Genomic DNA, 14,502 nt, shown 5'->3' with positions numbered 1-14,502 from the left:
ACAGTGAGGGCGGGATAAAGGCCGGAAATACCAGCCGAGGGCGTCAAGGGCAGCTAGAAAGAGTGATTTGGCTTGATCACTTCGATCATCATGTTTTTAGGGCTGTACGTGTCGCTGTCGTGCAGCGAATCACGGTGTATGTCTCTGCAGGTCAGAATCGAGCGGGTGAACTCGAACTCTGCGTCAGGCCGCGCAGCAGCGGCAGTGTCCTTGCCACAGTCTTCGCAGTGTGGGGCGTTCAGAGCTTCGCTGTGAACCTGATAGCAGTTCGAGTCGATCTCCTGCAAAGAACGCTGCATCATCTGCGCTTCGGGTTGAGGTTGGGACAGCATCACCGCCAATGCGGACGGTTGAAAAGGCTGCCAGACCAGTAACACCACCAGGCATGTAGAACCGGCCATATAGGGCCACTCGTACATCAACTGGTGCCGATAGGGCATATGCCGTCTGATTCGTCCCAGCAGATCTTCCGGCTTGTTTAGAGCCGTCCTCGAATCGTTGTATCTCGGCACGAGCATATCTCCTCATTTCTTTTCGAGCTTTCTCATGGCCCATAAACGAGAGGCGCGTGTACGGAAAAGCGGCTCGCGCGAGTAGGTAGGTAATTGTGTGGCGCTGCAGTGTTTGACTGCCTCATTGACTGAGTCCGCATCTTCATCCAGGGTCATGTCGAAATGAATCAGGCGAATAACTTCTTGCGTCGAACAGCTTCCGTCGAGAACTCGGACTAGCTGACGCTCTGCATTGGCAACGGTAAGCACAACGCTGCCGTCTGGCCTGGGTGTCATCTCAACCTGGTAACTGGATAACGCCGATCTGATGTTTTCCAAATCATGTTTCATGAGCTTCTCCTTAATAGCACTCATCAAACATAACCATGTATTTAATTCATACCAACGATTGGGACGATTGGTATTAAAAAAAATCAAAATGACATCATCTACCAGAGTTATACAAGTTTACGCGGGGGAAGTTGATTGTCGGTGCCTATCCATGCCTCGATTATCGCATTCAATACTTTATTGTTTGAACACAGCACCTTGCCTCTAGCAATAAGTGAACTGCTTCGCAGCGACAGAAAAATACGCTGAAGCAAATGCGTCCCACGCTTTTCAGCGAACGCTGACCGCTGGCAAAAAACCTGGATAGAAGTTGTACAAGAGGTTGGCGCGCCTGAAGTCTGCGCTCCACCGAATACCGCTCGTCATTGCGGCAGCGGCAGTACCAGGTAGAAGGAGGAGGGCGAGGGGAATCAGAGGCATGGCGGCAGACTCAAGGTGGGCAGGGCGACGAAGACGGTGGCGATAGCGCCGATCAGGTTCACGCCAGCAGAGAGGCGAGCCACGAAGCGCGCGGGCTGGCCCTCACGCTGGTCCCTGGCAGCGCGCTGAAACAGCCAGGCCAAACCCAGCATGGCCACCATGGTGAGCAGGCTGAACAGGGCGAGCAGACCGTTCAGCCAGGTCCATTGCCCCTGAGCAGGGTCAGGCGGCGCCAGGGCGCAACCAACCGATAATCCGCCATAGAGCGCGACGAACCAGATACTCCAGAGCACCAGCCCGAGGGGAATGTGGATCGGGTTGTAGGGGGAGCGTAACGGCTGCATCACACACCTCCGAAGGTGGGCGGGAACAGCACCACGCTGCAGTAGGTGATCCACATCACGGCCAGACTGTATTGCCAGAATTGCTCGACCACCAAAGGCTCATAGGGCGTGCGCTTGCACACATAACCGTAATGCACGCGCAGGGCCTGCAAGGCGCTGAGAATGGTCGCCAGCGCACCATGCGCGAGGCTGTAGACGAGCATCACTACGATCACTGCATCATGCGCGGTGGCGCGTGGTGCCAGGTCTCCAGCCAGGATCGCCCAGAGCAGCAGCCCGGCGTGCAACGCGCCGAGTAGCGCGGTGCCGACAAAACAGGTGATCAACGCAGCAGGTTCACCCTGGCCCTGACGCAGACGGCGCAATACCGGGCGCTGCCAGAGCACGACGACGCTCAGCAACACGGCGCTGGCCAGCAGCAAACGCTGATCGATGACCGGGTCGTCCGGCACCAGCCAGTTCGGCGATACCGTCCATAGATAGAACCAGCCGAACAGCAGCGCCAGGTACAAGGCTCCGTTGGCCAGCAGGGTCACGCCCATACCCCACAAGCCAGGGCCATCACAGGTGCGTGAGTGCAGCGGCGGCTCGCCAGGCTGCACCCTTGCATCCGGCGCCGCCAACGGGTGCGCGCCGTTCTCCCAGCTCCAGCGCAGCAGCACCAGCACGGCAACGATGCTGGCCACCAGCGCGACCCAGTAGAACTTGCTCAACAGCCCCAGGCAGGTGAAGGCGATGAACAGCGAGGCGATGAAAGGCCACCAGCTATTGCCAGGCAGGTGGATGATCTCGCGCACCTTGCCGGTCAGCGGCTCGATACCCCAGGTTTCCCGCCGGCCATGGTCGATCACGGTGAGGGCGAATTCACCACGGTCGATGCGTTCCTCCAGGTCGGGCACCTCCCACAGTGGATGACGGGTGCGCACCGGTGGCAGGCTGACGAAGTTGTAGGGGCTGGGCGGCAGATGCGTACTCCACTCCAGGGTGTCCGCGTTCCAGGGATTTTTCGTGGCCTTCTGGCCGAAACGAAAGTGCAGGACGATATCCAGCAGCACCGTGGCGATGCCGATGGCCATGATGAAGCTGCCGATCGACGAAATCAGGTTGGGCAGGTCCCAGCCCAGGCCGGATTGGTAAGTGTAAATGCGCCGCGGCATGCCCATCAGGCCGGTCCAGTGCATGATCAGGAAGGTCAGGTTGAAGCCGATGAACACCAGCCAGAAGCCCCACTTGCCAAGGCGTACCGACGGCATGCGCCCGGAAAAGTGCGGCAGCCAGTAATAGATGCCGGCCAGTAGCGGGAAGAACATGCCACCCACCAGCACGTAGTGCATGTGCGCCACCACGAAGTGGGTGTCATGCACCTGCCAGTCGAAGGGCACCAGTGCCAGCATCACGCCGGTCAGCCCGCCGCAGACGAAGATCACCAGAAAACCCACCAACCACAGCATCGGCACGTGATACAGCGGCCTCCCGACCCATAATGTGGCGATCCAGGCGAACACCTGGATGCCGGTCGGGATCGCCACCAGCATGCTCGCCGCGGAGAAGAACGCCTGCGCCAGTTGCGGGATGCCCACGGTGAACATGTGGTGCACCCACAGACCGAAGCTGATGAAACCGGTGGTGAGGATCGCCAGCACCACCCAGCGGTAGCCCACCAGCGGCCGCTGGCAGAACACCGGCAGCAGGGTCGAGACGATGCCGGCCGCCGGCAGGAAGATGATGTACACCTCGGGATGGCCGAACAGCCAGAACAGGTGCTGCCAGAGAATCGGGTCACCGCCGCGCGCCACCTCGAAGAACGGCAGGCCAACCGCGCGCTCCAGCTCCAGCAGGATGCTGCCGAGGATCAGCGGCGGAAAACCGACCACGATCATCATGGCCATCACCAAGATGTACCAGGCATAGATCGGCATCTTGTTCAGTGACATGCCTTCGGCGCGGGTGCGCAGGATCGACACCACCAGCTCGACACCGGCCGACACCGCCGAGATTTCCACGAAGGTGATGCCGATCAGCCAGAAATCCGAGTTCGGCCCGGGCGTATGCACCGCGCTGGACAGCGGCGTGTACATGAACCAGCCAGCCTTTGGCGCGATGCCCAGCAGCAGACTGGCGCAGAGAATCAGCCCGCCGAACAGGTAGCACCAGTAACCCAGTGCCGACAGGCGTGGGAACACCAGGTCACGCGCGCCGAGCATCTTCGGAATCAAGTAGACCGCCAGGCCTTCCATCATCGGCACGGCGAACAGAAACATCATCACCGTGCCATGCATGGTGAAGACCTGGTTGTAGACGTCCGGCTCGAGAAAGTCGTAGCCCGGTATGGCCAGCTGCGTGCGCACCAGCATCGCCAGCAGGCCACCGAACAGGAAGAACCCGAGCCCGGTGAGCATGAAGCGAATACCGACAGTGGTGTGATTGACGATGGTCAGCGACTTCCAGCCGCGCGGGTTGCCCCATACGTCGTTGAACTGATCGTGCAGTTGTTCCTGGGCGGCAACCTGTTCGTTGCTTGGCGTAGTCACGGGCGCAGGGTCTCCAGCCAGTCGGCGATGGTGCTTAGGTGATCGGGGTCGAGGTCGTCATGCAGCGGCATGGCGTTGCCGGGTTTGAGCTGTTGGTGCTCGTGCAGCCAGCGCAACAGTGCACCTGGTTCATTGCTCAGCACGCCGGCGCCGAGCATCGATCGCGCACCGACATCGCTGAGATCCGGCGCGCGATTGCCTTCGCTCACGCCCGCCACGCGATGACACTGACCGCAATGGGCGTCGAACACCTCACCAGCCGGGCCGGGCAGGGCGCTGATCTGTTGTTCGCGGCGCGCCTGCAGCCAGTTGACGAAGTCTTCTTCGTCGTGAGCCTGCACATCGAGAATCATGTGCGTGTGCTGCGTGCCGCAGAACTCCGAGCACTGGCCACGAAAGGTGCCGGCCTGATCGGCCTGCAGGCGGATGCGGTTGTCCCGGCCGGGGATCATGTCGATCTTGCCGCCCAGGCGCGGCACCCAGAAGGAATGAATGACATCGGCGCTGGTGACGTCGAGGTCCACCGGCCTGCCGACCGGCAAGTGCAGCTGATTGGCAGTGACCACGCCACTGTCCGGGTAGCGCACCTCCCACCACCATTGATGGCCGATCACCTCGATGCGCATCGGCTGTTCACCGGCCAAGGGCAAAGGCAGCATGCGGTGGCCAATGGGAATGCCGAACAGCAGCAGGAGCAGCACGCTCAGGGTTGGTAACAGCAGCCCGCCGCCGACCAGCCAGCGCAGCGTCAATTGACGTGCACGGGCGGCATCCATCTGCGGCCCTTTGCGGCGCATGGCGTGCACCCACAGCGCGGTCACCACGATCAGCACCAGGGTGGCGAAGGCGCACATCGCCCACCACAGGATCGCCACCTCGCGCGCCATCGGTCCGGCCGGGTCGAGCGCCGATTGCGGCCCCTCGCAGGCAACGAGAAACGGAACTGCTAGCGTCAGCGTGGTCAACTTGAAACAGGGCGTCAGCCAATGACGCTTACGTTTGACCTGCTCAAGGAGGCCGGGATGGCCGAAATAAAGGAAGTTATCGTCAGTCGCGCCGCCATCGCCGGGCATCCGCTGCACCCGATGATGATCCACTTTCCAGTAGCCGCGCTGCTGGGCCTGGTGGCGACCGATATCGCCTATCTGCTGTTGGCCGATCCGTTCTGGGCGCGCGCCAGTCTCTGGCTGGCTGGCGTCGGCGCCTTCGGTGGCTGGGTGGCAAGCATGGCGGGGCTGGTCGATCTGCTTACGGTTGGCAGCATCCGGCGCAAGATCACCGCCTGGTGCCATGCCATCATCGCCGTGATGATGCTGTCTCTGGCATCGCTCAACTGGTTGCTGCGCTATGCCGGGCCGGAGCAGGGCATGGAACGCTGGGCACTGTACCTCTCGCTGCTGACCGCCGCGCTGATCGCTCTGGCGGCTTACCTGGGCGGGCGCCTGGTGTACGAACACGCCGTGGGCGTCGATACACGCTGAGCGAATCGGCTTCGGCTTGCCAGCTACTGGACGGTAGAGAGAGCGGGGCAGGCCGGGCATATTCTCGGGTACTCCGTGATCAGAAAGGTTTGGCCAGCACCAGCCACAGCGTGGCGCCGATCAGGGCGCTCAGCAGTAGGCCAATCAGCAGGCAGTTGCGCCGCAGTGCAGGTTCGGCGGCACGTTCGATACGCAGAATCAGTACGCCGCACAGGGCGTGACAGAGCACCATCCCGGCGACAGTGGTGAGCTTGAGGATCAACCAAGGGTCGAAAATAGCTTCACGTAGAAACAACGCGGTGCCCGAGCCGATGGCCAGCAAGGCAGCTGGCGTCGCGAGCAGGTTGAAGACTGTGCGTGTGAGGTGGGCATGGTCGCGATAGAACAGTTCATCGCTGCTGCGGGTGCCGGCTGCGATCATCGCAGGCAGGTACAGCAGCGCGCCGCACCAGCAGATCAGCGCCATGAAATGCAGCAGTTTGAGCAGTGGCATCGATGCTCTCCCATGCGTCCGTTCGTTGTGAGCACGTGGCCCTGATGGGCAGGCCACGACGTTGTGACTGCCTGATGGTGTTTGAGTTCGGCCACTCTCCAGAGCGCGCCAGGATCGTCTCCAGTCAGAAAAGAAGGAACCGCCGCAAGGAGAAGGAGGAGACGCTGCGGCGGCCCTGGGGAAGCAAGATGCTCGTTCGATTTGGCGCAATCGCGCCGGTCAGGTCACGAAACGGCCCCTGACAAAACTCCCCTGAAGTAGACAGAGTTCTACTGGCTGGCTTGCGTTCAAGCTTTTTGCCGGGCCTGTGATGATCAGCACAGCCATCGAAACGCAAAATATTGAAACCCAGCGCTAAGGGTTCATGACCGCGAAGACGCCCTCGGCATGCGGGTCGAGGTATCAACTGGTGCGTGCATACCTGAAGCCGGCTCAGCTTGCCGCTTGGAATATTCCCTGAACGATCAGCGTAGCCTGCACGTCGGAATCCATGTAGGCCCCAAGACGGGACATACCACCAAGCAATGGCCGTTTAGCCGGCCCGGAGACGACACATGGATCTCACCGACGACCGTAAAGACCTGGTACGCACCCTCAACAAGCTGATCGAAACCAGCAAAGACGGCGAGGCCGGCTTCAAGGTCTGCGCCGAAGACGTCAAACGCCCCGACATGAAGCAACTGTTCTCGCAGCGCTCGCGGCAATGCGCCGAAGCGGCGGAAGAGCTGCAACGAACCGTCCTGGAACTGGGTGGCGAACCCGAGGACAGCACCAGCGTGAGTGCAGACCTGCACCGCCGTTGGGTCGACCTGAAATCACTGGTCACTGGCAAGGATGAAGAGGCCATTCTCAACGAAGCCGAGCGCGGCGAAGACGTGGCCAAGGAGCGCTACAGCGAAGCGCTGACCAAGAATCTTCCACCGCAAATCCGCAGCCTGGTCGAGCGTCAATATCAGGGCGTGCTGCGCAATCATGATGAAGTGCGCGCGCTGCGCAACGTCGAACGCGCAAGAAGCTGATTGCTCCTGCTTGCCGGGCGTGCGCATTGCGCGCACCCGGCGTCAGTTCTTTGCATTCGAGTACGCAGGGGAGGAGTAGTGCATGCCGACGTTGGACAAGACCATCGCCCAGCTTAACCACCTTCTGCTGACGTGCCACGACGCCAGCTTGAGCTATCGACGTCTTGCAGGCAGCACGAGTAAATCCGAACAGCAGCGGCTATTCGCTGAGCGCGAACAGCAATGCTTGGTCTTGATGGACTGCCTGCGCAATCAGATCGTTACCTATGGCGGCCGACCGACACAGCATCCCAGCCTGTTCGGCGTACTTCGCCATGCCTGGAACAGTTTGAGCGCCTCGCTGTTGCCTGAGCGCGGCCGCGCCCGTTTACGCGCGGCACTGCACACCGAAAAACAAATTCGCCATGGTTTCGAGCAAGTGCTCGCGGAGCAGCTGTCACCACAGTTCCGTCAGCAGTTGCAGGAGCATAGTAGCTGTAGTGTGGAATTCGAAAGAGTCATACGCACGCAGCTGTAGCGGCAACTGCAGGAGAGGGCGGTTCAGCCCGTTGTGCAGGCTGTCGAAGAGAAAAGTGCGCAGACGGTTCGGCGTTACTCGCGTTATGGCTTAAAGTAACCGGTCGCCGAAAGAACCGTCATGGCCATAGCCATGAAGGGCTTTCATTCTTTACATATAAGTGTGTGGTGAAGATGAACAAGCCTTTCATTTCGCTGTGCCCTGAAATTACTCGGGCACACGCGCTGACGCTGATGGAGTGGTTGCAGGATGAGCGCGTCACCTGCTATCTGAGCGACTCGCGTCATGTTTCCCGTTCCATCGCGGAAGTCATCGATCGGACGCAGTTGCCGATCCTGACCCATCTGTTCAACCGGGGCGGCCGTTTCTTTATGGCCTATGACCGACATGACGAACCTGTGGGCTTTGTCCGTCTGGTCAAGACCGGCAGGGAGTGCGAGATCGTCCTAGTCATCGGAGACAGTAACAAATGGGGCCGAAACCTCGGCGCCCGTACGATCCGCGAAGGCATGAAACTGGCTTTTCTCGACATGCGCGCCGAGAAACTCATCGCCAAGATCCACCCGGACAACGTGCGCTCGCTGAAAGCTTTTGCGCGCAGCGGTTTTATGCTCGAGAACGAAACGCCGACATTGAAATCGTTTTCCATGACGGCGGGGTGTTATCGCCGGTTCCTGCGCGAAAGTGCCGGTACCGACGTTACAGGAATCCAAATCACTGAAATCGACAAGGCCAGGCTCGAGAATCTAATCGCACTTGAGGAGGGGCCGGCCATTGTCGAACTCGAACATGAGCTCGAGCGTGCTGTTGTCGTCAAGCCAGAGGAAGTGGCACGCAATGTCGTCACGATGAACTCCAGGGCCTTGCTGCAACTGGACGACGAAGAGATCGAAGTGGCCTTGGTCTATCCCGAAGACGCCGACAGCCGCGCCGGCAAATACTCGGTGTGTTCCGATATCGGCGCGGCCATTCTCGGCTACCAGGAGGGAGACGCCATCGACTGGCGGATTTCCGATCGGACTCTCCGGATCGAGATCAGTAAAGTGCTTTATCAACCGGAAGCGGCGGGCGATTTCCACCTGTAATCGCTCCTTTGACTCATCGTTACTTCATCAGGCACACAGTTGATGCCTGATGAGGGCGGGCCATCTGTTCTGGATGGCCGTAGGGAATTAAACCTGAGAAGCGATTGACCTCGGATCGTTGAAAGCGGATCTCTAGGCGAGAGGTCCATCTCACCCAATAAACAATTTAACATAATATACATTATGCGAACCTTTGGCTTATCCAATGTAGGGCTCTACTCTCGATTTGGCCAGACTGAATCACCTACGTTGGCTCCCAGACACTTGAAGCGCCGGGCTTCATCGTTCCCATGAACCATGTACTCCCATGGGCCTTGAGATCTTTCGCTTGGTCATTCTCTCAACCGCATCTGCAGCTCCGCTTTGCTGTCGACAGTCCGAGATGCGCGCAGCGATAAATTTCCGAGACGCCATTATGGGTTCGCTTCGAGTCAGCGTCTGCACAACACAACACGACGGATCGTATGGGTTGGTTGTGCGTAGATCGCGATTTCCTGGGTCGACACAATTTTCTCCGGGCTGATTTATTCGGCTGACTCGGCTGCGTCTCGGTAACCAGGTTGAGCACCTTATCGCGATTCTCTTGACCCATGCGTTGGCTCAAATAATACTGTATTCATATACAGCATCTGGTTGCTACTCCATGTCATCCGTGGTCGCGCTTGACCGGTTGATCGACGCTCGCCGCGTATGGCGAGGCCAGGTCGTTTCATCGCCATCGGGCGCCAATTTCTCAACTGGACATCATTTTCTCGACGCCGCACTGCCAGGTGGCGGCTGGCCCAAGGCTGCCCTCAGTGAAGTTCTCACTGCGGCGCCTGGCATCGGCGAGATGCGCTTGTTGTGGCCGACCCTTGCTAGCCTGACGGTTTCAGGCGAGCGAGTGGTGCTGATCTCCCCTCCTCATCTGCCCTACCCTCAGGCCTGGAGTGATGCCGGCGTCGATTTACGCCAATTGAGCATTATCCAGGCAGATGGCCGCGATGCTCTGTGGGCTGCCGAACAATGTTTGCGTTCGGGGAGTTGTGGCGCGGTGTTGAGCTGGTTGCGTCAGGCCGATGATCGTTCGCTGAGACGTCTGCAGGTGGCAGCTGCTACTGGGCAAACCCTGGCTTTCGCCTATCGGCCGCAGGCAGAAGCGACCAATCCTTCACCGGCAGCACTACGGCTGGTGCTCGACAGCCAGCCAGCACAGCTGCGGGTGATCAAGTGCCGTGGTGGTTTGCCGCCGGCTCGACCGCTCGCGCTTGCCTGGCATTGAGCCCTCCATGCTCTGGGCCTGCATCCTGTTGCCACAGTTGGCCATGGACGGCGTACAGCGTCACCGCGCCAACCCAGACGAGCCGTTGGTGCTGCTCAACGGCTCGCCACAACGGCGTGTTCTACAGGCGGTCAACCCGGCAGCTCGAGCCCTGGGGCTGAAACCCGGCCAGTCACTGACTGCAGCGCAGGCGCTGACACGCGGGTTTGCCACGGCAGAATACGATTGCGCGGCCATCGAGCGATGGCAGCAGTTTCTGGCCGCCTGGGCCTATGGTTTCAGTGCCCAGGTCAGCCTGCACTATCCGCGCTGTCTGCTGTTGGAGGTGCAATCCAGTCTGGGGCTGTTCGGCCCATGGCCGCGTTTCGAAGCGCGCTTGCGCGCCGAGCTGTCGGCGTTGGCCTTCCAGCATCGCATTGCTGTCGCGCCGAATCCTGCTGCGGCGCGGGTGCTGGTGAATGTCGGTGATGGACTGATGGCCAGTGATGGTCAGGCGCTCATGCAGATGCTCGCCCCCTTGCCAGTGGATCGGCTCGGGCTTTCTCCTGCAGCAACCACGGCCTTCAATCGCATGGGGCTCAGGCAGTTGCGGCAGCTGTTGGCGCTGCCACGTGACAGCCTGGCCAAACGCTTTCCTGCCGAAGTGCTACGTCATCTCGATACCTTGTCTGGCCAGCGTCCGCTAGCGCTGGACTTCTTCGTGCCTGCGGATGTTTTCGATACCCGTATCGAACTGAATTTCGAGGTGGAATCCCATCAGGCGCTGCTGTTCCCGTTGCGCCGACTGACAGCCGATCTGGCGGCTTACCTGGCCTGTCGTGACAGCGGCGTGCAGCGTTTCACCCTGCATCTGGAACACCGCGCGGGTGCCGATACGCAGATACCGGTGGGCCTGCTCAGCGCCGAGCGTGATCCCGGCATGCTGTTCGAGCTGACACGAGGCCGTCTGGAGCATCAGCAGCTGCCAGCGCCGGTGCTGGCCGTGCGGCTGGAGGCACGTGAATTGCCGGTCTTTACGCCGCAGCATCAGCAACTGTTCGACGAGCGACCGCAGCAGAACCAGCCCTGGGAGCAATTGCGCGAGCGGCTAAGGGCGCGCCTCGGTGATGACGCCCTGCATGGCCTCGGTGCCAGAGCCGATCATCGTCCCGAGCGTGCCTGGATCAACGACTCGACCAGCCCCTTGCTGCTTCCTTGTGGCCCGCGGCCAGGCTGGCTGTTGAGCGAACCCCAGCCGTTGCGCGAGGCCTCACTGCGCATCCTATCCGGCCCGGAACGCATCGAGTCCGGCTGGTGGGATGGCGAGGATGTGCGCCGCGACTATTACGTGGTGCAGACCCGTGCCGGGCAGCGCGGCTGGGCGTATCGGCCAGTCGGCAGCGATGGGCCGTTACTGCTGCACGGTTGGTTCGCATGAGCGATTACGCCGAACTGCATTGCCTGTCGAACTTCAGCTTCCAGCGCGGTGCGTCCAGTGCGCAGGAGTTGTTCGAGCGTGCGGCAAGGCTGAACTATCGTGCCTTGGCGATCACCGATGAGTGCACCCTGGCTGGCATCGTGCGCGCCTGGGAGGCCTCGAAAAAAACCGGGATCAAGCTGATCGTGGGCAGCGAAGTGCAGATCGAGCAAGGCCCAAAGCTGGTGCTACTGGCCGAGACCCTGACGGGCTATCAGGCGCTATGCGGCCTGATCACCCGGGCGCGGCGCAGAGCAGCAAAAGGTACCTACCGATTGCTGCACGAGGATTTCGTGGCGCCGCTCGATGGCTTGCTGGCCATCTGGCTCAGCGAGGGTGAAGTCAGCGCCCTGCCCTGGCTTCGCGCACTGTTTCCCGAGCGCCTGTGGCTAGGCGTTGAGTTGCATCGCGGCCCTGACGATACCGCGCGCCTGCAGCGCCTGCTCGAGCTGGCAGGCGATCACGACCTGCCGGCTGTGGCCTGTGGCGACGTGCACATGCATGCCCGTGGCCGCCGCGCACTGCAGGATTGCATGACTGCCATCCGTCATCATCTGCCCGTGGCCGAGGCTGGCGGCCATCTTTTCGCCAATGGCGAGCGGCATCTGCGCCGGTTTGATGAGCTGGCCGAACTGTATCCGCCCGAGCTGCTCGCTCAGAGTCTGCGCATCGCCGAGCGCTGCCACTTCGATCTCGACCAGCTGGAGTATCACTACCCGCACGAGCTGGTGCCGGCCGGTCATGACCCCACCTCCTGGCTGCGTGTTCTGGTGGAACGTGGCGCCGCCGAGCGCTGGCACAAAGGCGTGCCGGCCGCCGCCCGCGCGCAGATCGAGCACGAGTTGGCACTGATCGCCGAGCTGGAATACGAAAGCTACTTCCTGACTGTCCACGACATCGTCCGCTTCGCCCGTGAGCAGCACATCCTCTGCCAGGGTCGGGGTTCGGCGGCCAACTCCAGCGTCTGCTTCGCGCTCGGCATCACCGAGCTAGACCCTACGGAGAGCCGGCTGTTGTTCGAGCGCTTTCTCTCCCGCGAGCGCAACGAGCCGCCGGATATCGACGTCGATTTCGAGCACGAACGGCGCGAGGAAGTCATCCAGTACGTGTTTCGTCGCTACGGTCGAACGCGTGCGGCGCTCACCGCCGTGGTCAACACCTACCACGGCGCCGGGGCGATACGCGATGTCGCCAAGGCTCTCGGTTTGCCGCCTGATCAGGTCAATGCGCTGGCTGACTGCTGTGGCCGCTGGAGCAGCGGTCCGCCAACGCCCGAGCGTCTGCTGGAGGCAGGTTTCGATCCGCAGAGTCCACTGCTCAGGCGCGTGCTGATACTGACTGGCGAGCTGATCGGTTTTCCCCGTCACCTGTCGCAGCATCCGGGTGGTTTCGTTATCTCCGAGCACGCCCTCGACACACTGGTACCGGTGGAGAACGCGACCATGGCCGAGCGCACCGTCATTCAGTGGGACAAGGACGATCTGGATATGGTCGGCTTGCTCAAGGTCGACGTCCTGGCCCTGGGCATGCTCAGCGCACTGCGCCGTTGTTTCGGCCTGATCGAGCGCTACCGCGGCACGCAATGGACGCTGGCCACTTTGCCCAAGGAAGACCCGGCCACCTACGCCATGATTAGCCACGCAGATACCATCGGCGCCTTCCAGATCGAGTCACGCGCGCAGATGGCAATGCTGCCGCGCCTGCGCCCGAAGGCGTTCTACGACCTGGTGATCCAGGTGGCCATCGTCCGTCCGGGGCCGATCCAGGGTGACATGGTGCATCCCTACCTGCGTCGACGAAACGGCGAAGAACCGATCGATTATCCCTCTGATGAACTCAAACCGGTCTTCGAGCGCACGCTAGGCGTGCCGCTGTTTCAGGAACAGGTCATGGAGCTGGCCATCGTCGCCGCCGACTACACGCCCGGCGAGGCGGATGAACTACGCCGCAGCATGGCCGCCTGGAAACGCCATGGTGGCCTCGAACCACATCGTCAGCGACTCACTTCGCGCATGCTGGAGAAGGGTTACACGCAGGCATTCACTGAACGGATCTTTCGCCAGATCGAAGGCTTCGGCAGCTATGGCTTTCCCGAGTCGCACGCAGCCAGCTTCGCCCTGCTCGCCTATGCCAGTTGCTGGCTGAAGTGCCACGAGCCCGCTGCCTATGCCTGCGCTCTGGTCAACAGCTGGCCGATGGGCTTCTACAGTCCCGATCAGGTGCTGCAGGACGCACGGCGGCATGATGTCGAGGTGCGCCCCGTGGACGTGCGCTACAGCGACTGGGATTGCAGCCTGGAGCCCGATGAACGTGGCGAGCCGGCTATCCGCCTGGGGCTGAGGATGATTCGTGGCATGCGCGAAGACGACGCGCGCCGTATCGAACAGTCGCGCGAGTGCGGCGCATTCCGTGATGTCGAGGACCTCAGCATACGTGCACGCCTGGATGCATCGGCGCGCGAGCGATTGGCCGATGCAGGCGCGCTCTCCGGCCTGGTTGGCCACCGCTACCAGGCGCGCTGGGCGGTTGCTGGCGTCGAGGAGCAACTGCCACTGTTCGCAGGCGTGTCTGCGTCGGGTGAAGAAATCCTGAGTCTATCTGCTCCATCGCCAGGAGAAGATCTACTGACCGACTATGCCACCCTCGGCACCACGCTCGGTCCGCACCCTCTGGCCCTGCTGCGCCAGGAATTACGCACCCGGCGCTGCAAAAGCTCGCGGGAACTACAGGCAGTCGAGCACGGCCGACCTGTCAGCATTGCCGGTCTGGTGATCGGCCGGCAAAGGCCGCAAACAGCCAGCGGGGTCATTTTCGTCACCCTCGAAGATGAGTTCGGTCTGGTCAATGTGGTGGTCTGGCACGACCTGGCCGAGCGGCAGCGCCGCGTTCTGGTGCAGTCGCAAATGCTGCAGATCGATGGCCACCTGGAGACCGTCGACGGCGTACGCCACGTGATCGCCGGGCGCCTGACGGATATGACGGCATTGCTGACAGGGCTGGATATACGCAGTCGGGACTTTCACTGACCCGTCACCTGAACCACCACTCACGCC

General features: G+C 61.2%; 12 protein-coding genes and 1 pseudogene. 7 read left to right on the top strand and 6 right to left on the bottom strand.

Going from position 1 to position 14,502, the window contains the following annotated elements:
• Positions 1-53: 53 nt before the first annotated feature.
• The 5 genes from CDO35_RS09395 to coxB form a co-directional block, all read right to left on the bottom strand.
• A complete protein-coding gene (locus CDO35_RS09395; protein WP_243699063.1) occupies positions 54-518 on the bottom strand; it encodes a hypothetical protein in 465 nt (154 codons plus the stop codon).
• A gap of 6 nt (positions 519-524) precedes the next feature.
• Entirely contained in the window at positions 525-842 is a 318-nt protein-coding gene (locus CDO35_RS09390) for a DUF3509 domain-containing protein (protein WP_099524142.1), read from the bottom strand.
• A gap of 410 nt (positions 843-1,252) precedes the next feature.
• Positions 1,253-1,606 carry a hypothetical protein gene (locus CDO35_RS09385; protein WP_099524140.1) on the bottom strand — a complete coding sequence of 118 codons (354 nt, stop codon included), beginning with the start codon at positions 1,604-1,606 and terminating at the stop codon, positions 1,253-1,255.
• Positions 1,606-4,137, bottom strand: a complete 2,532-nt coding sequence (ctaD, locus tag CDO35_RS09380) for a cytochrome c oxidase subunit I (protein ID WP_099524138.1) — start codon at positions 4,135-4,137, stop codon at positions 1,606-1,608. Before ctaD ends, CDO35_RS09385 begins: the two co-directional genes overlap by 1 nt.
• Complete coding sequence (coxB, locus tag CDO35_RS09375; RefSeq protein WP_099524137.1) at positions 4,134-5,024, bottom strand: cytochrome c oxidase subunit II; 891 nt, start codon at positions 5,022-5,024, stop codon at positions 4,134-4,136. Before coxB ends, ctaD begins: the two co-directional genes overlap by 4 nt.
• Positions 5,025-5,159: 135 nt before the next feature.
• Between coxB and CDO35_RS09370 the strand changes: the two genes are divergently transcribed.
• Positions 5,160-5,618: a DUF2231 domain-containing protein gene (locus CDO35_RS09370; RefSeq protein WP_099524135.1), complete on the top strand. Its 459-nt coding sequence runs from the start codon at positions 5,160-5,162 to the stop codon at positions 5,616-5,618.
• Positions 5,619-5,697: 79 nt separating this feature from the next.
• Here the strand turns inward: CDO35_RS09370 and CDO35_RS09365 are convergent, their stop codons facing one another.
• Positions 5,698-6,111: a CopD family protein gene (locus CDO35_RS09365; RefSeq protein ID WP_099524133.1), complete on the bottom strand. Its 414-nt coding sequence runs from the start codon at positions 6,109-6,111 to the stop codon at positions 5,698-5,700.
• A gap of 554 nt (positions 6,112-6,665) precedes the next feature.
• On the opposite strand from CDO35_RS09365, the gene CDO35_RS09360 reads away from it, so the two are divergent.
• The 6 genes and pseudogenes from CDO35_RS09360 (at position 6,666) to CDO35_RS09335 (ending at position 14,475) form a co-directional block, all read left to right on the top strand.
• On the top strand, positions 6,666-7,130 hold the full coding sequence (locus CDO35_RS09360; protein ID WP_099524131.1) for a ferritin-like domain-containing protein: 465 nt from the start codon (positions 6,666-6,668) through the stop codon (positions 7,128-7,130).
• 82 nt (positions 7,131-7,212) lie between these two features.
• Positions 7,213-7,647 (top strand): DUF2383 domain-containing protein, encoded by a 435-nt coding sequence (locus tag CDO35_RS09355; RefSeq protein ID WP_099524129.1) that lies wholly within the window; start codon positions 7,213-7,215, stop codon positions 7,645-7,647.
• Positions 7,648-7,767: 120 nt separating this feature from the next.
• Positions 7,768-8,732 (top strand): annotated as a pseudogene (locus CDO35_RS09350) (bifunctional GNAT family N-acetyltransferase/nucleoside diphosphate kinase regulator).
• 643 nt (positions 8,733-9,375) lie between these two features.
• Complete coding sequence (gene imuA / locus CDO35_RS09345) at positions 9,376-9,993, top strand: translesion DNA synthesis-associated protein ImuA (protein WP_099524127.1); 618 nt, start codon at positions 9,376-9,378, stop codon at positions 9,991-9,993.
• Between the two features lie 7 nt (positions 9,994-10,000).
• On the top strand, positions 10,001-11,410 hold the full coding sequence (locus CDO35_RS09340; protein ID WP_099524125.1) for a Y-family DNA polymerase: 1,410 nt from the start codon (positions 10,001-10,003) through the stop codon (positions 11,408-11,410).
• Positions 11,407-14,475: an error-prone DNA polymerase gene (locus tag CDO35_RS09335; RefSeq protein ID WP_099524122.1), complete on the top strand. Its 3,069-nt coding sequence runs from the start codon at positions 11,407-11,409 to the stop codon at positions 14,473-14,475. The genes CDO35_RS09340 and CDO35_RS09335 overlap by 4 nt, the downstream gene beginning before the upstream one ends.
• The last annotated feature ends 27 nt before the right edge of the window (positions 14,476-14,502 follow it).

Source organism: Pseudomonas sediminis (genome assembly GCF_002741105.1).
Lineage (GTDB): Bacteria > Pseudomonadota > Gammaproteobacteria > Pseudomonadales > Pseudomonadaceae > Aquipseudomonas > Aquipseudomonas sediminis.
Note: the sequence above shows the minus strand (reverse complement) of the source record. Positions and strands in the feature narration are given on the sequence as shown.

Bases quoted from the DNA above. Each gene is read 5' to 3' on its own strand.
- CDO35_RS09395 (WP_243699063.1), bottom strand. From the start codon at position 518: ATGCTCGTGCCGAGATACAACGATTCGAGGACGGCTCTAAACAAGCCG.
- CDO35_RS09390 (WP_099524142.1), bottom strand. From the start codon at position 842: ATGAAACATGATTTGGAAAACATCAGATCGGCGTTATCCAGTTACCAG.
- CDO35_RS09385 (WP_099524140.1), bottom strand. From the start codon at position 1,606: ATGCAGCCGTTACGCTCCCCCTACAACCCGATCCACATTCCCCTCGGG.
- coxB (WP_099524137.1), bottom strand. From the start codon at position 5,024: ATGGCGCGCGAGGTGGCGATCCTGTGGTGGGCGATGTGCGCCTTCGCC.
- CDO35_RS09370 (WP_099524135.1), top strand. From the start codon at position 5,160: ATGGCCGAAATAAAGGAAGTTATCGTCAGTCGCGCCGCCATCGCCGGG.
- CDO35_RS09365 (WP_099524133.1), bottom strand. From the start codon at position 6,111: ATGCCACTGCTCAAACTGCTGCATTTCATGGCGCTGATCTGCTGGTGC.
- CDO35_RS09360 (WP_099524131.1), top strand. From the start codon at position 6,666: ATGGATCTCACCGACGACCGTAAAGACCTGGTACGCACCCTCAACAAG.
- CDO35_RS09355 (WP_099524129.1), top strand. From the start codon at position 7,213: ATGCCGACGTTGGACAAGACCATCGCCCAGCTTAACCACCTTCTGCTG.
- imuA (WP_099524127.1), top strand. From the start codon at position 9,376: ATGTCATCCGTGGTCGCGCTTGACCGGTTGATCGACGCTCGCCGCGTA.
- CDO35_RS09340 (WP_099524125.1), top strand. From the start codon at position 10,001: ATGCTCTGGGCCTGCATCCTGTTGCCACAGTTGGCCATGGACGGCGTA.
- CDO35_RS09335 (WP_099524122.1), top strand. From the start codon at position 11,407: ATGAGCGATTACGCCGAACTGCATTGCCTGTCGAACTTCAGCTTCCAG.